At 63.8% G+C, this 16,579-nt stretch carries 17 protein-coding genes; 6 read left to right on the top strand and 11 right to left on the bottom strand.

Going from position 1 to position 16,579, the window contains the following annotated elements; all coding sequences use genetic code 11:
- Positions 1-476: 476 nt before the first annotated feature.
- Positions 477-2,300 carry a DUF262 domain-containing protein gene (locus ACFWPH_RS09110; protein ID WP_378749045.1) on the bottom strand — a complete coding sequence of 608 codons (1,824 nt, stop codon included), beginning with the start codon at positions 2,298-2,300 and terminating at the stop codon, positions 477-479.
- A 637-nt stretch (positions 2,301-2,937) separates the two neighbouring features.
- On the opposite strand from ACFWPH_RS09110, the gene ACFWPH_RS09105 reads away from it, so the two are divergent.
- From ACFWPH_RS09105 to ACFWPH_RS09095, 3 genes are all read left to right on the top strand, one after another.
- Positions 2,938-3,156, top strand: coding sequence for a type II toxin-antitoxin system VapB family antitoxin (locus ACFWPH_RS09105; protein WP_378749043.1), 219 nt, complete (start codon positions 2,938-2,940; stop codon positions 3,154-3,156).
- 548 nt (positions 3,157-3,704) lie between these two features.
- Positions 3,705-3,938, top strand: a complete 234-nt coding sequence (locus tag ACFWPH_RS09100; RefSeq protein WP_378749041.1) for an Arc family DNA-binding protein — start codon at positions 3,705-3,707, stop codon at positions 3,936-3,938.
- Positions 3,935-4,354: a type II toxin-antitoxin system VapC family toxin gene (locus tag ACFWPH_RS09095; RefSeq protein WP_378749039.1), complete on the top strand. Its 420-nt coding sequence runs from the start codon at positions 3,935-3,937 to the stop codon at positions 4,352-4,354. Before ACFWPH_RS09100 ends, ACFWPH_RS09095 begins: the two co-directional genes overlap by 4 nt.
- A 180-nt stretch (positions 4,355-4,534) precedes the next feature.
- Here ACFWPH_RS09095 and ACFWPH_RS09090 read toward each other — a convergent pair whose 3' ends face one another.
- Entirely contained in the window at positions 4,535-5,716 is a 1,182-nt protein-coding gene (locus tag ACFWPH_RS09090) for a multiprotein-bridging factor 1 family protein (protein ID WP_378749037.1), read from the bottom strand.
- Positions 5,717-5,936: 220 nt separating this feature from the next.
- Here ACFWPH_RS09090 and ACFWPH_RS09085 point away from each other — a divergent pair, with 220 nt between their 5' ends.
- Positions 5,937-6,182: a hypothetical protein gene (locus ACFWPH_RS09085; protein ID WP_378749035.1), complete on the top strand. Its 246-nt coding sequence runs from the start codon at positions 5,937-5,939 to the stop codon at positions 6,180-6,182.
- 268 nt (positions 6,183-6,450) lie between these two features.
- On the opposite strand, the gene ACFWPH_RS09080 is transcribed toward ACFWPH_RS09085, so the two are convergent.
- Entirely contained in the window at positions 6,451-6,672 is a 222-nt protein-coding gene (locus ACFWPH_RS09080; RefSeq protein WP_378749481.1) for a hypothetical protein, read from the bottom strand.
- Positions 6,673-6,888: 216 nt separating this feature from the next.
- Between ACFWPH_RS09080 and ACFWPH_RS09075 the strand changes: the two genes are divergently transcribed.
- Both ACFWPH_RS09075 and ACFWPH_RS09070 read left to right on the top strand, forming a co-directional pair.
- Entirely contained in the window at positions 6,889-7,488 is a 600-nt protein-coding gene (locus ACFWPH_RS09075) for a TetR/AcrR family transcriptional regulator (RefSeq protein WP_378749033.1), read from the top strand.
- A 63-nt stretch (positions 7,489-7,551) separates the two neighbouring features.
- A complete protein-coding gene (locus ACFWPH_RS09070; RefSeq protein WP_378749031.1) occupies positions 7,552-7,896 on the top strand; it encodes a hypothetical protein in 345 nt (114 codons plus the stop codon).
- On the opposite strand, the gene ACFWPH_RS09065 is transcribed toward ACFWPH_RS09070, so the two are convergent.
- The 8 genes from ACFWPH_RS09065 to ACFWPH_RS09030 form a co-directional block, all read right to left on the bottom strand.
- Positions 7,864-8,442, bottom strand: a complete 579-nt coding sequence (locus ACFWPH_RS09065) for a hypothetical protein (RefSeq protein WP_378749029.1) — start codon at positions 8,440-8,442, stop codon at positions 7,864-7,866. The two genes, ACFWPH_RS09070 and ACFWPH_RS09065, sit on opposite strands and share 33 nt — an antisense overlap.
- Positions 8,443-8,532: 90 nt before the next feature.
- Positions 8,533-9,306, bottom strand: a complete 774-nt coding sequence (locus ACFWPH_RS09060; protein WP_378749027.1) for a type IV toxin-antitoxin system AbiEi family antitoxin — start codon at positions 9,304-9,306, stop codon at positions 8,533-8,535.
- Between the two features lie 287 nt (positions 9,307-9,593).
- A complete protein-coding gene (locus ACFWPH_RS09055; protein WP_378749025.1) occupies positions 9,594-10,043 on the bottom strand; it encodes a hypothetical protein in 450 nt (149 codons plus the stop codon).
- 516 nt (positions 10,044-10,559) lie between these two features.
- The gene (locus tag ACFWPH_RS09050) at positions 10,560-10,877 is read right to left on the bottom strand and encodes a hypothetical protein (protein ID WP_378749023.1); all 318 of its coding nucleotides are present in this window, start codon (positions 10,875-10,877) and stop codon (positions 10,560-10,562) included.
- Between the two features lie 201 nt (positions 10,878-11,078).
- Positions 11,079-11,963, bottom strand: coding sequence for an ABC transporter ATP-binding protein (locus ACFWPH_RS09045; protein ID WP_378749479.1), 885 nt, complete (start codon positions 11,961-11,963; stop codon positions 11,079-11,081).
- A 2-nt stretch (positions 11,964-11,965) separates the two neighbouring features.
- A complete protein-coding gene (locus ACFWPH_RS09040; protein WP_378749021.1) occupies positions 11,966-13,666 on the bottom strand; it encodes a dipeptide/oligopeptide/nickel ABC transporter permease/ATP-binding protein in 1,701 nt (566 codons plus the stop codon).
- Entirely contained in the window at positions 13,663-14,661 is a 999-nt protein-coding gene (locus tag ACFWPH_RS09035; protein ID WP_378749019.1) for an ABC transporter permease, read from the bottom strand. Before ACFWPH_RS09035 ends, ACFWPH_RS09040 begins: the two co-directional genes overlap by 4 nt.
- Before the next feature lie 61 nt (positions 14,662-14,722).
- Entirely contained in the window at positions 14,723-16,450 is a 1,728-nt protein-coding gene (locus tag ACFWPH_RS09030) for an ABC transporter substrate-binding protein (RefSeq protein ID WP_378749017.1), read from the bottom strand.
- Between the last annotated feature and the right edge of the window lie 129 nt (positions 16,451-16,579).

Raw genomic sequence — 16,579 nt, 5'->3', positions numbered from 1 at the left:
TCTCTGTCAGCCCTTGTCCTCGCGGCAGCGGGCGACACTAGATAGCCCCCAAAGATCAAGCAGTAGTTGCTGCGGCGAAGCCGTGTCGACGCCGCTGGTGCGGAGCTGCGCTGGCCCGGAACCGCCGCGCGGATCTCGACGCAGAGGTCATTCGGCTACGGAATGCGGTCGAGTTCCGCTTCAACGTGTAGCCAGGCATTTCCGACTTCGGGGAGAAACTGGTAAATGCTCCTGTCCAGCTTATATTCGAGTAGAACATGGGTGCTTGTGGTTCGAAGTAAGTCAGTGGTTGGACGGGATGTTTCGGGGCCGTACGGAATCAAGAGGGATGGTGTAGAGGCCGCCACACCGACGAGGTGGCCGTCGTTGGTTGATGGGAAAAACCCCGTCGCGGCGGGAACCTGTTGCCGCCCATACGTGTTGTGTGGGCATCGAGAGGTCCCGCATACCTCACCGTCCGAGGTTTTGTACATAGCTTATGCGGTGAAACGCTGAATCACCGAGACCATCTCCGTGCCCGGCTCTACCTGTACTGTTTCAGAGCCCCTGCGCTCAAATAGCGTGCTTCCCTTGTAGAATGCAACCTCATTGGCGGCCTGGATTTTGAGGACTCCAACTGATTTGTTCCTGTATTGGATAAGGCGCGCGTTTCTTCCGACGGAGGCGGCTAGCCATGGCGGTACGTCTGCAGAAGAGCTGATTCGCTGGATTATCCATGTCCAGTATTCGCCTATGTTCATCCCGCGAACGCGTGCTTCTCGGTCTATGCCCACAATGTCAAAGCCCCTGAAGTTGAAAGCCGTTACGCCGTCTAGATCCTGGATACGCTCGGTTGCAGAAGCTTTATCTGCGATGCCGAGTACTATGTATCCGGTTGAAGAGGGTCCAATATTCGAAATTGCGGTCATCGTTTCTAGGATTCTATCGAAGAGGGTGGAATCAAATGCACGGTTTGCGTCCAGTCGATGGAGTCCCTGTTTGTACTCGAACGACTGCTGCTCAATTAAGGCGTTGGTAAGCAGCGCCTCTAGGTTAACTGACCAGCCGAAAGTCTGCGGATCTTCATCTGTATCTGAAATTGCTTGTAAAGAATCTTCAAGTATTCCCTTAAACGCATTGATGGTCTGCCTCTTGCTTTTCACGGGCCAGTCGCCACCCGTTGTAATTGAGGCGGCCTTCGATATGCCCAGAAGTTTGCTCCGAAGTAGTGCGATGTCGTGAACTTGTCGCCGAGGAATCGACTTGAATCGGAACTCCCATAGTGCAACGTATAGAGCATGAAAATATCGAGCGCTCCTACCGGATGGACGCAAACCGATAACTTTTGAAAAGCCGTCCTCATCAAAGTCGAGAACCTCACGGATTTGGTCATATATCAACGTGAAGTCGCCAACTAGTTTCTCGCGGCCGTACGCGGTAATGGTTGCGTTGGCCGAATTTCCCTCGAGTGGCTCGGTGCCGGGATCTTCGCCGGCCCCTTCGAAATTATAAGCAGCGTCTCGGACCGTGCCAGTAGTGGTCTCCATTGGCTCGACCAGGCAGTCGAGGAGTATGTCCAGAATTACTTGCTCATCGAGAGATTCGCGTATGTCGTTGCTACGGAGGATATTCTCTCGTACCCAGAACACTTCCGTGACTGGGATGCCGTAGTCGAGCTGTCGGTTGCTTATGCTGAGGAGCGGCATCTTCCTGAGAGGGACGATTGATTCGCGAGAGTTGTCTCCTCGAATTATGGAAGATAGCTCCCTAATTATATCGGCGAGTTCACTTGTGGCTCCAGCTTGGCGAAGTTCCTGCTTGGATAGACGCCGACCTCCCGAGTTGATGCGCCGAAAGACCTCTTCAACGGCAGCGTCGTTGCTTGCGCGAAATACCGACAGTGCAAGCGAGTAGTTTGCAAAAGCTACGGAACTGTCTCTGCTCAGAACTGGGAAGTTCTGGTGGATTGCGCCGGAGTCCTTGAGGGCCTTTGTGTCTGCAAGTGTGTCAAGGTCGAAGTAAGCGCCTTTGTAATCGAATTCCTGTTCGATGAAAGAGAAAACTGCATTGAGTCGCTGCATTCCGTCAATGAGTTCGAGGATTGTATCTGTACCTGTGGGCGTCTCTGCAACGAGGAATAGGGGTAGAGGCAGCGCCAGTAAGATGGAGTCGATTAGCTGCTGTTTTTCCTCGACCGACCAAACGAGCTTTCGCTGGTATCTGCGATTAACCCGATATTGATCGGACCTGTACGCGGAGTAGGCACTCTGGATCGGCTCACTGCGAACTGTAAGGGCGAGGGAGGAAGGCGATTCTGCCACGTACGTGCTTCCGATCGTAGTCAGTCGAAGTCTCAGTTTTGGGATGGTATCAGCAGGATGCCCGCTAGGCCGGTGCTTACGCCGGGGCATGCCGTGGCTCGCTTGTTGCTGTGGATGACTGGAGGAAAGATCGGGTGCGTTCCGCGATCGAAGGCCGCAATCCGACCGTCTTCACCGAGCCCGGTACGGCATTCGCGATATCGGCGCCGTGCGGTTCCTGCCCGGCCATGCGTTCGCGCTAATCAAGACACGGTGCCGATCGATTCAAAGTCTCCCTCCGGATGAAGATGTCCGATTCCTCGTTGATGTTGGCCTCGTCGCTACCAGGCGGCCACCGTCGCCTGACACCGGGCGCTCACGCTGATTTGACATCATCCGCCGTTCGAGGTTGCTGGTTCGGGTGCATCGCTGCCGGATGCGGCCGCCTCGAATGCGTGCTGCGTCGTTCGGGCGTATGGGGGCGTTCTGGAGCGCGTTGCGGAATGTCGAGGTGCATCTCGCGGAGTTTGGGAAATAGAGCGAGTGCGTGCCCGATGGCTCGGGTCGGTGCTTCGGTCCTCGTGCTGGAGTCCCGGTACGGCTCGGGCTGGGGCTGGCCACGGGATAATCAGACATATAAGGAATGGGAGGGCTATTCATGGCAGTCACCAGCGTCGACCTGGATCCGCAGCTCATCGAGCGTGCCCGAGTGCTCACAGGCGAGCGATCGAACCGAGCCGTTCTCGACCTCGCGTTGCGCCGGCTTATCGCCTCGAAGCAGAAAGGTGCGATGATCGACGGTATTGCAGGACTGACCGACCTCGGCAACGAGCTCGGCGCGCCGGTGGTCTCTCCGGGCGCGTCTCAGTCGCCGTGACCGACTACCTGGTCGACAACTCGGTCTGGGCGAGGCTGGCTACGGGGACTCGCGGATCACTGCGCGCCGGCGGCGTATCGAGCGCGCGCCGACCGACCTGTTCGTCACCTGCCCGCCGCAGGTGCTCGAGTTCTGCCATAGCGCCCGGACGTCCGAAGAGCACGCGAACTACCGAGAGCAGATCTCCCTCGGATTCCCGCTCGAGCACGCGCCCGACGAATCGTTGGTGCTCGATATCCGGGCAGCCCGGGCTCGTCCGTGCGGTCGGCTCGCACGACATCCTCATCGCCGGCTACGCCATCGTGAACGATGCGACCGTGCTTGCCGCGGACCACGACTTCGAGCACATCGCGAGGGTGTCCGACCTGCAGTGCGAATACATCGCGCCGTCGCCGTGACGTTGGTTCGGGGCGGAATATGGTCGAGTTCCGGTTCAACGTGTAATCGAGCTTCGGTTCAACCTCTGATCTGAGCCTGTGAGCTCAACGGCGACTCCCCGCATACAAGGTGCTATCATTGTCGATAGCACTTTTGGGAGGTGATCTCCGATGACATCCATCATCGTTCGGGGGCTCGACGAGTCCGTCAAGGAGCAACTCACTATGCAGGCAAAGGAGCATGGCCGCTCCATGGAGGCGGAGGTCCGCGATATCCTCACGAAGGCCGCGCGCAGGCCTCATATCGGCTTGGCGCTCATGCAGGTAGCGCAGGAGGTGGTAGGCCTCGACGGTCTCCCGGTTCCTGAGCGGAGCGACGTCGCACGAGCGGTGGACTTCGATTGATCGTCCTCGACACCAACGTCATCTCGGAGATCTTTCGACCGCAGCCCGACTCGCACGTCGTCGCGTGGCTTGAGTCGCTCACCGGAGATGTTGCCATCACCGCCGTAACGCTCGCGGAGTTGCTGGCGGGCGTGCGCCGCCTCCCTGATGGCCGGCGCAAGACGGCGCTGTCCGGACGTATCGAAGTCGCGGTCGAGCCCTACCGGGATGGTCGCTCCGTGCTTGCATTCGATGACACTGCTGCCGAGCATTACGCGGACATCCTCGTCGCGCGAGAGGTGGTTGGGCTGCCGATCAGCACGGCCGACGCACAGATCGCAGCGATCTGCCGAGCGCACAACGCCACATGCGCGACTCGGAATTCGAAGGACTTCGCGCACACTGGCGTCGAACTGCTCGACCCGTGGAATGCGTGATGGATCTGTCGCGGTAGTTGGCCATCGCAGCTTCCGTTGGTCCGCACCCGCAACGTGCCGGGTCTCCTTCCTCGGCAGACTGACCCTTCGGCGACTCAGCCAGGGGTTGTTCTGGCAGGGCCTGGCTCGTCCTGAACTCCCGCGACCGCCTACTTGACGTACTGACTTTCGGATTGGTTCTCAGAGTTGGACGCCGAGCCAGGAAGCGAACCCGGCGAGGCTGTTGGTCTGTCGGCGTTGCGCTGCCGCAATACCGTAGATGGTTTCCCGGACGGACGGGTGCAGGCGAGTCTGCTGCGGAGCGATCCGGCGCGCGCGGTTGAGGGCGTCCAGTGCCTGATCTGGCTTGCCGATCATCAGCCACGCGCGGCTGACATCCTGCCAGTGATGGCCTGCGCGGGGCGGAGCGATCTTCGTCGGGAGGACGAGGGCCGAGCCTTCGCGGGCAGCCTTATCCGGATTGCCGGCTTCCAGCGCCACAGCCACCGAGTGAATGCCGACGTTCGCGGGGCCGAAAAGCGTGCCGTAAAGGTCGGATTCACCGGGCATCGCCGGGGCGAGGCGGCGTGCGTGTCCGATGTGCTCGGCTGCGGTGCCGGGCCGGAAGCCGCGGGCGGCCACGATCGCGCCGCAGAGGTGCCCGTATCCGCGTACGGCGTTGGCGGCCTCGGTGTCGCCTTCGATCTCGTCGAGTGCATCCTCGACGAGCCGTAGGCCGGTGTCGTTCGAGTCGAAGTACATGAGTACCCGCGCCCGCTTGATTTTCGCCTGAGCTGTGTACAGCGGATCGTCCGCGGAGACTGCTGCCCATTCGAGCCTGTCGAGCACAGTGGGGGCCAAGTGTATAAAACCGAATCGCCTGCACAGCCGCTCAGTCGTCACGTAGGCGGCGCACAATAGCGAGAACACCTTGCCCCGCTCGTCAGGGCCGGCGCTGTGTAGTGCCCCGTGCAGTTGTCGCAGCAACATGGGCATCCGGGCAAGTGCGTTACGGCCCTTGTCGTTTCGGTATAAGAGGTCGACAGCGGCGATTTCGGCTACCAGTTCCTTCAGAGAAGGAGGGTCGGCGGGGCGCGCATATATGCCTTCGGCCAGCACCGCGCGCAATTCGGCCAGCCCCTCCAGGGGGCCGTCCTTCTCGATGAGGTCGCGGTAGGGCGTACCCGTCAGACTTTCGGGCTCTACCCGCAGGACACGCGCGGCCGCGGCCAGAAATGCCGGACTCGCGGGCTCGCGGCCCTGCTCAACCGCTTTGACCATAGCCAGGCTGTAGTTCGCGCGGTCAGCAAGTTGTCGCTGGCTCAGGCCCGCGAGTTTCCGTTCGGCGGCAATGGCTCGGCCGGCGTGGGGCGAAGCGCTCATATCTTCAGGGTAGAAGGCTATTCCAGTCCTAGCCCTTGGATGGATCAACTTTGACCAGGCTTCTCCTCAACACCCGGCATCGAGGCGATGACGATGACCCCTCGATGCCGGGTGAGTCCATACCGGAAAACAGGAGGGGTTAGTGACGGGACCAGAGTGTCCGAGGCGGGCTGTAGCTCTGCTGAACAGTGTCCATGATCCGACGGCATACGAAGCGCTGGTGCGGAAGCATGGACTGCGGGTCGTCTACACCGTGCATACCGATGCCGCCGCCGTACTTGCTGCGTTGATCGCGGTCCAGCACGCGCTCGAGCATTCGGCCGATGTGGTGGTGATTCCGCACGTCAATGAGTTGGAGCCCGGCACCTCGTGGTGGGTTGTGACCGAGGTGGCGGACCTGGTCACCGCGACGCATGAATATCCGCTGTGGTCGGGATTGTCGGCGGAGGTCAGGCGGGAGCCATGATCGTATTGGGGTTTGTGGTGGCGATCGGCCTGCCGCTCGCGGTGCTGACGTTGACGATCCTCTGGCCGGAACAGGGGACCGAGGTGCCGGACGAGAACGGAAACGCGTGAGCCTCGTCCGAGTTCGGCCCGGGGTAGACGCCACCTTGTTCACGGACGGCTGATCCGATTGCGTCGACGCCGAACCCGGGTTTGCTGCGCGTCGGTGTCGATGTTGTCCTGGCGGCCGGGAACCCGCCTCTGAAGGTGTCCCGGCCGGTTCGGTGACGTCACGGAATCGCCGCGAAGGCCTTCTTGGTGTCGCGATACCACCCCATCGCTTTGAGTGGACGCTTCCAGCGTCCTTTCATTTCCTCGTGGGCCGGGACGTGGTCGTCGTCGCCACCGCGAGCGGCCTCTCGCAGGTGCCGATCCTGTGCCTTGATGATCTCGTCTGCGGTCTCTGCGCTCAGTTCCAAGTCGCACGGGCCACCCAGTTGGCGGCAGGTCATGGTCTTCACAGCGTTCTCCTCGTCATTGTTCTCGCCTGTCGTTGTTCGGCGAGCCCAGTGGGGTCGGCCGCACCTGGCCGGTGAATATCTGTTTCTTGCCGGACTCGAGTTGGGTCCTGGCTGCTCGATTATCGACACGGCGCGTGTCGATAATCGCATCTTGCGCCAACTTCGTAAGCTTGTCAACGGCACGCACCGTGCCGGTATGCTCGGCGCATGGCCGACTCCTCCACCGCGCCGCGCCGCCGCGGCGCCGAACGCACCAGAGAGCTGCTCGCCGTCACCCTCGATCTGGCGACGGAGGTCGGCTATCGGGGGTTGAGTGTCGAAGCCATCGCCGCGCGGGCCGGCGTCGGAAAACACACCATCTATCGGCGCTGGCCGTCCATCGCGGAGTTGTTGCTCGACGCGCTGAGTGTCGTATGGATCAGTGACCTGGACTACCGCACGTCGGGGCCTGTCCGGGCGGATCTGCGCGAGCAGTTCGTACGTTCCAGTCGGGCTCTCTCCAGTCCGCCCATCGGCCCCGTCTACCGGGCAGTCATCGCCGAAGCGCAAGCCGACCCCGCGCTCAGGGCGACGTTGCACGAACGTTTTCTGGCCACGGTCGAACAGCGAACCCTCGATCGGATCACCCTGGCTCAGCGCGACGGCCAACTGGTCGCCGCCGCGAATCTGGAATACGCCGCCGAGGTGCTGTGCGGAACTCTCTACTACCGCTGGCTGCTCACGACCCGCCCCGTCGACGAGAACGCAATCGATGGACTTCTCGACATGTTCATGACCGCATACGAAGTACGCGAGGCCCGCACCTGAGGCCGAAATCGAGCTTGCGCAGCCAGGGGCTCTCGCGGCTGTTCCCCGTCGGGCTCGACGAATATGGTCGGTGTCGCCATCGATTTCGATGGTGGGCATGACGACGACGGTCGCATCGACGACATCGGCGGTGCGCGCTTTGCCGCAGAGAATTCCTGCGGCTTCGGCTGTTTCGAGGCCGACCGGCACGACGTGGCATCCGGCGAGGAACTTGCCGAGCCGGACCTGGCGTCGGGAGTCCCGCCATGCCTGGCTGACGACGACGGAGGGGACGTGGATATCGCGCCCGGCCGCGACCGCCCCGCCCGAGGACGCCGGGCTTCATCCATGAACACCCAGGGTCACAAAACAGCAGCTCAGAGGTTAAAACGCGAGCTAGAGGGTGCCGGCGACGTCCTGCCCGAGTAGATAGAGCGAGGCGACGTCGACATCCATCTCCGCTCTGATCAGCAATTCGACGCGACCGCTTTCCGGGTCGAAGAGTGATGCGCTGATGTCGTCGTCTTGCTGGTACCAGCCGCACGCGGTGGCGATGTCGGCGGCATCCTTGTACTCGCCGTTCACTGAACGGTCGCACCAGGCTTTCAGCTTCAGGGCGGCGTAGCCCGCTGGTGTGGGGAGTCGGATACGGTAGCCACTCGGAATCAGTAGCTCTATCGACCGGTCGAAAACTTCTTGGAATCCGAATACGTCGAGAGATTCGGTTCGGCCGGGTAACGGGGTGGTACCTGTGGGGTCCTCGATATCTCCGAACGGAACGACGTCTACGGCGGTGTTCGCGATCGAGTACCGAACGCCGGTGGCGCCCGTGCGGGGAAGGTCGGCGGTGATTCGCTGGTATTCGTGATACCCCTTGACCGCGAGTGCGATATCGATATCGCTGGTCGAGCGCAGAGCATCGGCCCGCCCGAATGCTGTATGCAGTAGGTCGCGGCAGTGTGCCCCGATGACCATGATCGACTTTCATCCGTCCGGTCGTCGGCAATCAGCTCGGCTGTCACCCGGTCCACGAGTTCGAGGGACTCCGGAGTGATGCGCAGGTGATCAAACAAGCTGATCCTTCCGCAGAGTTCTCGCAACCTCGGCTTGCCGTGGCTCGTTTGCGGTGAGCAGGTCCGCATAGACCAGGACTGGCGGAGCCGCAGACCCGGCAAAAGGCTTGCGTGGACCGGAAGGGGTCTCGGAAAGCTCGCTCCAGAACTTCCGGCGTATCTCGATATTCGGAGCGTCCGACTTCCGCCAGCCGTTCTCGACGGCAACCATCGCATCGAATCGCTCGGCGTATACGACGAGGGTGTGCGGCCGCCGGATGTTTTCGACCGCAGATTCGCCGCTGATCAGGTAGCCAGGCGGCAGTGACCGGCTCTCGATCTCCCCGCTGAAGCTGTTCTGTCGGATCCTCGGTAGAAGAGTGCCACGAAATGCGGCGGTCCAGAGGTCGATGAGTTCGTCACGGCGATGCAGATTCTTACCGATCAAGTAGTCGTTTTCTCTCATCGTGGTCAACGTCGACTGGGTGATCCCGACCGATGTCCCGGCGGCGTCGGCGATCGTGCGGACCGGCATTCTTGCCGCGTTCGGCCATGCCAGCAGTACGAAGAGGACCTGCATTCGTCTGGCGCTGAAGAGATTGGCGGCGGTGGCCCGAGGGATATTCTCGGGTGCGGAGCTTTGGTCGTTTGTGGGGCGCGGTCGGCCACGGATATCAATCAGGACCGGGCCGAAACTCAGGTGTGCATTGCCGGCTTGATCGACATAGTCGAGCCCGGCGTCGCGGAAGTTGCCGGCGGTGCGGTTGGTGATATACGGGGCGATCACCAGCGGTGGACGTCCATCGTCTTGTGGTGCCAGCCGAGATATGGCGGACAGCGACGGTTGTGGTAACCAGACCAATCGGTAGGCTGTGTCGGCGCCGTGGTGACCGACGGTTACCAGGGCAGTTTCCTCCGATGTCCACTGTTCCAGTTCGAAGTCGAGGGCGAGCTCGTAGCCCGATCTGATTCGTGCGACCGCTGCGGCTGTGGACGAGTTTGTTCGCGAGGGCGGTCATCGTCATCTCTCTGCCCGCATCGACCAGGCCGGCCAGGAGCTGTTCAGGTGGCCGGTCAGCCACGCAAGCTGTTGAACGCGTTCTGGACCAGAGGAGCGAAAAGGGTGTCCAGGCGGGCACGGGTGACCGGCGTGTTCTTGTCGCCCACGAGGACATAGAGCGAGATGTAGGCATTGCTGTCCCACGCCACGATCGTGTAATACGCCCCGTGGCCGTTGGGCATTATGTCCGCATCGGAGTAGGCATCGGTGCCCACGCCGGGTACCGGGCCGTTCTCGCCGCGGCCCCGCTGCATTTGTCCACGGCGCGTATCGAAGTGTTCCGCGCTGCTCGTCAACCGGTCGGAGAACTCGACATTGATCTGCATATTTGTCGAGACCGAGACGGTCGAGGTTCCGGTGGTGGCGTACTCGCTGTCGCATTCCATCTCGCCGCCTTCGTAACCGTCCGGTGGCGTCGTTTCATGGGTCTGCTGCTCCGGTGGTGAGGTTACGAACGCGAACATGGCGTTCGGTGGTATCAGGTCGCAGGGGTTGGCTACGGCGGAAAACGAATAATCCCCGGGGGGAGGCGCTGCGGTGGTGGTTGTGACCGGTGGCCGGGATGTCGTCGCCTGGGCGGTTGCCGGTGCCGAATCATCGTCCGGCCCGGACGCGGAAATGATCGTGACACCACCGATGAGCAGAAGTACGACCGCCACTACCACGGACAGGATCAGGGGAGTCCAATTTCGCGGTGGTGGCGGGCTGTACGGGGGATAGGGGCCTGGGTGCCCATACCCGGACTGCGGTGGATAGCCGTGTGGGGGAGTTCCGGGCGGGAATCCTTGCGGTGGATAGTGAGTCATCGAACCGTGACTCTACGGCGCTTCATTACCTGTCGGTAGATACGCCGGATCTCTCATCGGGCGCCGCGCCTGGCGGTCGGAGTGAGTGTGCGGCATCTGATTTCGGCACTCGTGGTCGGCGCGCGACCCACCGGGGCCGGCGGTGCGAGTTCGCTGGATCGGCCTGGCCGCGACCTACGCTTGGATGACCTCGACCCGCACCAGCGCCCCTGGTGAGTCGCAACTGGCCCAGGACTGATTCTGTCCGTAATGCACCGGCCCGTACTTCCAATAGGTGAACGGGACGGGCCATGCGACACAAGTGAGCTTCACCTGGTGCCAGGCCGGGAGCTCGCAATTGGCCATCCCGCCGGTGTTGAAGATGTTGTAGACGTGACAGTTGGCCTGCCACACCGGAACATCGGCCTGAGCCACACCGCCCCCTGCAAGCACAGTCGCCGCGGTTGCGGTGGCAACGATGGCGCCGGCGGCGAGCCGTTTCGCAGACAACATATCGGACCTCCTGAATCGATGTTGTATGGATCACATCGCTGAGAAGTCGCTCTTGTTACCTGGATCGGTTGTGACGTGCGCGGGGGGCGGTTGCTGCGCGCTCGGTGCGGGAGCGCAGATCACGTCCGGTGCGGGAGCGCGAAGAGGGCTCGGTGCTTCAGTGCCTCCGCGCCGCTGGTCTCGGATATGCCGTAGGACGTATCACGCCCCAGGCGGCGCTTCGTCGGTGCCGGCGAGGCGGCGGGACCCACGCAAGGCTGCGAGTAGGAGTTGCTTCGTGGTGGGGTGCTGTGGATCGCGCAGGACCTGCGCGGTCCGACCTTGTTCGACGATCGCGCCGTCGGCCATCACGAGGACGCGGTCGCAGGTGTGGGCGGCGAGGGCGAGGTCGTGGGTGATGTGCAGGATCGCGGTGCCGTGGTCGCGGGCGAGGTCGCCCATGAGCTGGGATACCTCGGCGCGGAGGGTGGCGTCGAGCATGCCGGTCGGTTCGTCGGCGAGGATCACGGCCGGCCGGGTGACGATCGCGCGGGAGAAGGCGACGCGCTGGCGTTCGCCGCCGGACAGTTCGTGTGGGAACCGGCGGGCGTAGTGCGCGGGGTCGAGGCCGACTGCGTGCAGTGCCGACCGGGCGGCTTCCGTTCTGGTCGCGGTATCGCCGATGCGGTGGATGACCAGAGGTTCGGCGACGATATCGAGGATTCGGCGATGCGGCGGCAGGGACGCGTAGGGATCCTGCATCACGAGGTGCACGGCGCGGCGGGCCGCGCGGCGGACGGAGGCGGAGGCGGCGAGCAGATCGATGCGCTCGTATCGGTCGCCGCTGTTCGCCGAGATATCGAGCAGCGCGGACCCGTTCGACGGGATGACCAGCCCGGCAATTGCTTTCGCGATGGTGGATTTGCCCGCGCCCGAGCCTCCGACGAGAGCTACGGTCTCGCCGGCCTGGAGTTCGAGGTGCACCTCGCGGACGGTGACGGTTTCGCCGTACCGCACCGTCAGATCGGCCACGCGGAGAACCGGCTCCTGCCGGCCCGCCGAGTGGTTGCCATTCGCCGCCGCTGTCCTGATCGTTTCGGTCGTCATCGTCACAGGGCCTTCTCGAACTCGCTCATATCGGGCATCGCGCCCATCAGGTCGCGGGTGTAGGGATGCTGCGGGTCGGTCAGCACGGGGCCGGCCTCGCCCTGCTCGACCACAGTGCCTGCGCGCATGACGGCGACGCGGTCGGCGGTCTGCGCGACGACCGGCAGATCGTGCGTGACGATCAGCATCGTCAGGTGCAGCCGGGACCGTAGTTCCTCGAGCAGGTCGAGGATCTCCTGCTGGACGAGTACGTCGAGGCCGCTGGTGGGCTCGTCGGCGACCAGTAGTTCCGGTTCGTTGGCCAGGGCGATCGCGATGACGACGCGCTGGCGCTGCCCGCCCGAGAGTTCGTGCGGGAACGCCCGGTATCTTTCCGCCGGCAGTCCCACCATCCGCAACAGTTCACGGGCGCGTTCCTGCGCGCGGTTGTGGGTGACATCGCTGTGGACGAGGACCGCTTCGTGGATCTGGTCGCCGATACGGTGCACGGGGTTGAGCGCCGATTGCGCTTCCTGCGGTACGAGACCGATACGTGAACCGAGCAGCGCGCGCCGCTCGCGGTTGCCGAGGTCGAGCAGGTCTACGTCGCCGAGCCGGATACGTCCCGAGACGACCCGGGCTGCCGCGGGCATGAGACCCACGATCGCGGCCGCGACGGTCGACTTGCCCGACCCCGATTCACCGACCAGACCGAGGACCTGCCCACGCGGTATCACCAGATCGACGCCGGTGCATCCGCCGCCCCCGTTCTCACCTTCGCCGTAGCGCACGGTCAGCCCCTCGATGCGGAGCAGCGCGTCGCCCATATCGCTATCCGGGACAGCTGTAACCACCGCGGAGCGGCTGGGCTTGCCGCGCCGGGCGAATCGGCGGGTGACCCCGCCCGCCGTGCGCTCCACGGCGCCACCGGCGAGCGCGAAACCCAGCACGGTGAGTCCGATGAGCGCTCCCGGCGGGACGACCCACCAGAGCCAGGCGTCGGTGAGGAAGGCGCTGCGGCCGTTGGCGACACTCAGCATCATGCCCCAGCTCATGGAGGTGATATCGCCGAGACCGAGGAACGCGAGCGAGGACTCCAGCAGTACCGCGTTCTTGACCGCGAGTACGAGCTGCGGTACGACGAGTACGCCGACGGCCGGAACGATATGCCGTATAAGCACATAGCTGTGGCGGGCGCCCATGGCGCGTAGTGCCTGGATATGGTCGCGCTCGCGCACACTGAGCACCTGTGCGCGCAGCTCGCGGGCGACCGGGGCCCACAGGGCGAGGGAGATGACGAAGATCTGCGTGACGATCCCGGGCCCGGCCAGTACGCCGATCACCAGGGTGAGCGGGACGACGGGTAGCGACAGGACCACGTCGACGATGCGCATGAGCACGGTATCGGTGATCCCGCGCAGGTAGCCGGCCGTGATGCCGACGGCCATCCCGACCAGGGTCGCCGCGATGGCGGCGATGAACCCCACCAGCAGCGAAGGTCGCGCGCCGAAGAGCAGGATACTGAGCAGATCGTGGCCGACATCGTCGGCGCCGAGCAGATGCGCTGCCGACGGCGCCGCGAACGGTCGCGTCACGCGTTCGCCAGGGTCGTACGGCGCGAGCCACGGGGCGAAGATCGCGACGGCGCACAGGATGAGCACGATGCCGATACCGATACGGCTCGTGGCGGACAGGGACCGCCAACCGGTGCGCAGACGCGTCATGCGGGGACCACCTGCCGGGAGTGCCGGACCCGTGGGTCGAGCAGGGGGTACAGCAGATCGGCGAGGATATTCGCCAGGATCACGCCGACCGTGGCGAGCAGGAACGCGCCCTGCAGCATCGGGTAGTCGCGCGCGGCGACCGCATCGGCGATGACCTTCCCCAGACCCGGATACGAGAACACGGTTTCGACCACGACCGCGCCGGAGACGAGGGCACCGGCGGCCATCGTGGCGTTGGTCGCGATGGGCAGCAGCGCGGTGCGCAGGGCATGTCCGGTGGCGACGCGGCGTTCGGGCAGGCCTTTGGCGCGGGCGAGCCGGATGAACGGCTCGCCCAGCACGGTGGTCATCGATGCCCGGGCGAGCAGATAGTAGGTGCCGATCGAGGTGATGATCATCGTCAGCAGCGGCATGATCAGCCGGCGGCCGGATTCGACCAGCCAGGCGAAGGTTTCGTCGGGTAGTTCGGCCGATGCGTACGACGGCAGCCAGCCGAGTTGTGCGGAGAAGACAGTGATCAGCAGCATCCCGATCCAGAATCCGGGCATCGAGTCGACGGCCAGGACACCGACGAGTGTGCTCTTGTCCTGTCCGGGACGTCCGGCCCCGCGCCGCCACGCCGACCACGCCCCGAGCAGCGCGCCTACGACGATGGCGCCGATGAGCCCCAGCCCGACCAGCGTCAGCGACCAGGGCAGTCGTTCCATGAGGACATCGGCCACCGGCCGGTTGTGGACGGTCGACAGACCGAGATCGCCGTGCAGTAGATCCGTCCAGAACCGCCCGTACTGCACAAGAACCGGATCGTCGAGCCCGTACAAGGCGCCGAGTTCGGCGAGCTCTTCCGGGCTGGGATCACCCTCGCCGGTGAACATGACCAGGGCGGGGTCGCCCGGAGCCAGCCGCGGCAGCGCGAAGTTGAGGGTGACGGCCACCCACAGCACCACGGCGTACTGCCCGATCCGCGAGAGCCAGGATCTGTCCGGCCGCTTCATCTTCGGTCCTCTCGATGAACCAGGCGACCGGCCGCCCTCATCGCGGCCGGCCGCCTGATCGTCAGTGCCCGTGCTCTTCCGAGGCCGGGGGCTCGGTGACGTCCGTGGCCGGTGCGGTACCGGTGAGCTCGGTGATCGCGTCGACCGTGCTCGAATGTGCCGCTTCGACAACCTCTTTCGGCAGGAACGACCATTTGTGGACGATGCCGTAGCCCGGGCTCTCGGACCATCCGCCGTAGGTGTGTGAGACGGCCCAATGCTCTTCGGGGTAGAACAGCGGCACGGTGGTCGGGGCGGCGTTGTGGATGGTCTGCAGATCCTGCATCACGCGGATGCGGTCCGCATGGGTCGTCTGGGCCAGCCATTCGGCGTATTTCTTGTCCCATTCGTCCCAGGCGACCTTCGTCGCCCAGAGGTAGCCCGAGCGATGCGACATGATGAACTGGTCCGGATCGGCCACACCGTGCGCGCCGATCGAGCCCACGAGCAGGTCATAGGTTTTCTGGGCAGACCGCTCCTTCAGCGCCGCGGCGTCCATCCCCTCGATCTCGACGCCGATACCGACTTCGCCGAGGTCTTCGGCGGCCAGTTCGGCGGCCCGGACATCCTGGGGGAGGCCGGAATCCACGTACATCCTGAGCACGAGCGGTTTGCCGTCGATCTCGCGGACACCGTCACGATCGGTATCGGTATAGCCGAGTTCGTCGAGTGCGGTGCCGGCGGCCGCGCGGTCGGTCGGTGTGGAGTTACCGGGATTCGCGAAGGGCGCGTCGGGATGGGGATAGCCCTGGGTCGCGGCCCGGCCCTGGCCGAGCGCGACCACATCGAGCATCTGTTCCTTGTCGACCGCATCCGAGAGGGCGCGCCGGAACTTCGGCGTATCCAGCGGTTTCCGCAGGAAGTTCATCTTGATCTCGGGGAAGCTCAATGCCTGCGTGGTGAGCGAGTCGAGGTTGCCCGACTGCTCGAACTGCGCGACGAGCTCGGGGCTGAGTGTGCGGGTGGTCGCATCGATCTCGCCGGATTGCAGTGCGGTGAAGGTCGCCGACTGATCGGTGATCACCGGCATCTTGATCGTGTCGACCGTGGGTTTTCCCGCGAAGTATTTCTCGTTCGCGGTGAGGGTGTAACCCTCGGTGGGACTGTAGGCCGTCAACTGGTACGGGCCGGTGCCGATCGGCAGGTCCTGTACCTTTTTCGCTTCGGCCGGGTCGATATCGGCCCAGATGTGCTCGGCCACGATCGGGAGGTCGGCGAGGGTGACGCGGGCCAGCGAGGGGCAGGCGTCGCGGCATTCGAAACGCACGGTGTCGTCGTCGACCTGCACCACGCGATCGACGTAGGGGGTGTCGTTGACGTGGTGGGTATAGCGGCCGGTGGGTGCGTCGTGCATGTACTGGAACGAGAAGACGACGTCTTCCGGTGTGAACCGCTCACCGTCCTGCCAGGTGACGTCTGTGCGCAGATCGGCTTCCCAGGTGGCCGGGTCGAGCTGACGTACCTCGGTGGCGAGCCACGGCTGCGGGTCGTCGACATACGGCGAGGGCGCCAGCAACTTGTCGTAGACGAGCTCGACGAGTTGGTCGCTCGCTCCGGCGAACAGGTTGATGGGGCCGGAGTCCTTGTCGAGCGCGATGGTCAGCTGCTCGGCGGTGGCCGGACCGCTCAGGTCGCCGAACGCCGTGGTCCCGGAGCCGGAGTCCGTGCTGCCGGTGCAGCCACTCAGGGCGACCGCCAGCACGACCGCGGCGCCGGCGCCGGTGCGGGCGCGGCTCGGACGGTTGATCATGGATCCTCAATTCGAGAGTCGAGCACGGCCGGGGTGTGGGCGGTGGGGGTGCCGTCACCCCGGCTGAGAATGGAGGTTAGCCTAACCTCATGCCCATTGTGAAGTTGCCGCGGTTCAGAAAGTTGATTC

Source organism: Nocardia sp. NPDC058499, assembly GCF_042719915.1.
Classification (GTDB): Bacteria; Actinomycetota; Actinomycetes; order Mycobacteriales; family Mycobacteriaceae; genus Nocardia.
Note: the sequence above shows the minus strand (reverse complement) of the source record. Positions and strands in the feature narration are given on the sequence as shown.